This window comes from Brevundimonas diminuta ATCC 11568, assembly GCF_000204035.1.
GTDB lineage: Bacteria > Pseudomonadota > Alphaproteobacteria > Caulobacterales > Caulobacteraceae > Brevundimonas > Brevundimonas diminuta.
In genome coordinates this window covers 2,319,148-2,321,624 of the sequence record NZ_GL883086.1, presented here as the reverse complement: position 1 = coordinate 2,321,624, position 2,477 = coordinate 2,319,148, and the positions used below count along the sequence as shown (strand labels likewise).

Genomic DNA, 2,477 nt, shown 5'->3' with positions numbered 1-2,477 from the left:
GAAGGGGCCGAGGGGGCTCACGCGGCGGCGGCCTTCAGGGCCTGGATGTTGGCGGCGTAGGCCTCCGGCCCGCCCTTGAAGACGAAGGAGCCGGCGACCAGGGCGTCGGCCCCGGCGGCGACGCAGGCCCCGGCGTTGGCGGCCACGACGCCGCCGTCGACCTGCAGGTGGGCCTTGGACCCGGCGCGGTCGAGGATGGCGCGGGCGCGTTCGATCTTCTTCAGCGAGGTCTCGATGAATTTCTGACCGCCGAAGCCGGGGTTCACCGACATGATCAGCACTAGGTCGACCAGTTCGACGGCTTCCTCCAGCACGCTCAGCGGCGTGGCCGGGTTGAACACCAGGCCGGCCTTGGCGCCCAGCTGGCGGATCTGGCCGAGCGTGCGGTGGACGTGCGGACCGCTTTCAGGGTGGACGCTCATGACGTCGGCGCCCGCCGCGCGGAAGGCCTCCAGCCAGTTGTCGACTGGGGCGACCATCAGGTGCACGTCGAACGGCAGGCTGGTGTGCGGGCGCAGGGCCTTCACCACGTCCGGGCCGATGGTCAGATTGGGCACGAAGTGGCCGTCCATGACGTCGACGTGGATCCAGTCGGCTCCGGCGGCTTCCAGGGCGCGGATCTCCTCGCCCAGCTTGGAGAAGTCGCTGGCCAGGATGGAGGGGCAGATCAGCGGGGCGGCGGTCGCGGGCGTCTGGGTCATGGTTCTGCGACTTAGGGCCCCTCGGCGCGGGGAGCAAGCCGGGCCGCTGCCGCAGGCCGCATCCTGGCGACGACAAGCTGTTCATTGGCGCTTCGTGAACGGCGGGCGGTGGTCGTTGGCGAAGACGCGGCGGTCGTGGACGCAAGGCCGCTGGCGGGGTTCGGCGCGGCGAGGAAGGAAGGCGATGACTTCTCGCCCCGCCCATAAGGACGCTCTCCATGATCCGCCTTGTCGTTATCGCCGCCGCCCCTCTGTCCATCGCCGTTCCGGCCGTGGCCCAATCCGCCGACAGCCGCCTGACCTTCACCTTCGAGGCGGGGGCCGAGACCGGCGCCGTCATGGTCGCCCTCTACGCCGATGAGGCGGCCTATGAGAGCGGCGCGCCCAGCCGCGCGGCGCGGGTCGATGTGGCGGCGGGCGAGCGCGCCGCCGTGTTCGAGAACCTGCCCGCGGGCGCCTACGGCATGAAGGCGTTCCACGACGTCAACGGCAACGGAAAGATGGATGTGAACCCGTTCGGCATGCCGACCGAACCCTTCGCCTTCTCCAACAACGCCGTGGGCAACATGGGGCCGGCCAAGTGGGACCGCGCCCGCTTCGACGTGTCGGGCGCCACGGCCCAGACCATCCGCATCCGCTAAGCCTTGTTGTCTGAAGAGACCGCCATGACCCCGACCCGCCGCACCCTGTTCATGGGCGCCGCCGCCCTTTCCGGCGCTTTGGCCGCCGCCCGCGTCCTGGCCCCTGATCGGGCCTATGCTCTGCAAGCCTTGGCGGCGACCGCCGACTGGTCCTTGGCCACCGCCGACGTCGAGGGCGACATCGCCCCGCGCGCCCTGCGTCTGGTGCGCGGCCGGGCGCCGCAGGGGCTGTCGGGCAGCCTCTATCGCAACGGTCCGGCCAAGTTCCGGCGGCCCGGCGGTTCATCCCAGCACTGGTTCGACGGCGACGGCCTGATCCGTCGCTGGCGCGTGCAGGACGGTCAGGCCAGCCTGGCCGCCCGCTTCGCCGACACCCGTAAGCGGCGCCAGGAGACCGAGGTCGGCGCCATGCTGATGCCCGGCTTCGGCACGGTCGGCGATCCGCGGGCCCGCATCGGCTCGGCAGACGACGCCAGTCCGGCCAACACCTCGGTGCATAAGGTCGGCGGCAAGCTGTGGGCGCTGTGGGAGGCGGGCTCGCCCCTGGCCATGGACCCCGAGACGCTGGAGACCGAGGACTTCGTCACGCTGCGGCCTGATCTCAAGAACATGCCCTTCCTGGCCCATCCGCGCATCGAGCCGGACGGCCGCATCTGGAACCTGGGCGTGAACGGCAAGCAGGCCATGGTCTGGCGCCTGGCGGCGGACGGCGCGCTGGAAGACGCCGAGGTGATCGCCCTGCCGCGCGCCAGCTACATCCACGACTTCAGCGCCACGGCCCGGCACCTGGTCGTCGTGCTGCAGCCGTGGGTGCATGTCCGCAACGTCGCGCCGATGTCGGCGGGCTTCGACTGGACGCCCGAGGCGGGGACGCAGGTGCTGGTGGTCGACAAGGCCGACCTGACCCAGCGACGGATCTACGACCTGCCGCCCTTCGGCTTTTTCCACGTCGGCGACGCCTGGGACGAGGCGGACGGCACGATCCGCTTCGACCTGTGCGCGCACAAGGACATGGACTTCGCCGCGCGCGGCGCCCAGGAGGTGCTGAACGGCGTGCCGCTGGGCGGCGAACCGGCCGAGCTGGCCATGGTCGTGCTATCGCCGAACGGGCGCGGGCGGCTGGAGCGGACCGGCG

At 71.3% G+C, this 2,477-nt stretch carries 3 protein-coding genes; 2 read left to right on the top strand and 1 reads right to left on the bottom strand.

Going from position 1 to position 2,477, the window contains the following annotated elements; genetic code table 11:
* Window positions 1-17 precede the first annotated feature (17 nt).
* Complete coding sequence (rpe, locus tag BDIM_RS15170; protein ID WP_003166462.1) at window positions 18-701, bottom strand: ribulose-phosphate 3-epimerase; 684 nt, start codon at window positions 699-701, stop codon at window positions 18-20.
* Window positions 702-919: 218 nt separating this feature from the next.
* On the opposite strand from rpe, the gene BDIM_RS15165 reads away from it, so the two are divergent.
* Window positions 920-1,342, top strand: a complete 423-nt coding sequence (locus BDIM_RS15165) for a DUF2141 domain-containing protein (protein WP_003166460.1) — start codon at window positions 920-922, stop codon at window positions 1,340-1,342.
* Window positions 1,343-1,366: 24 nt separating this feature from the next.
* The coding region (locus BDIM_RS15160) for a carotenoid oxygenase family protein (RefSeq protein WP_050796753.1) at window positions 1,367-2,477 on the top strand (1,111 nt) is incomplete at its 3' end.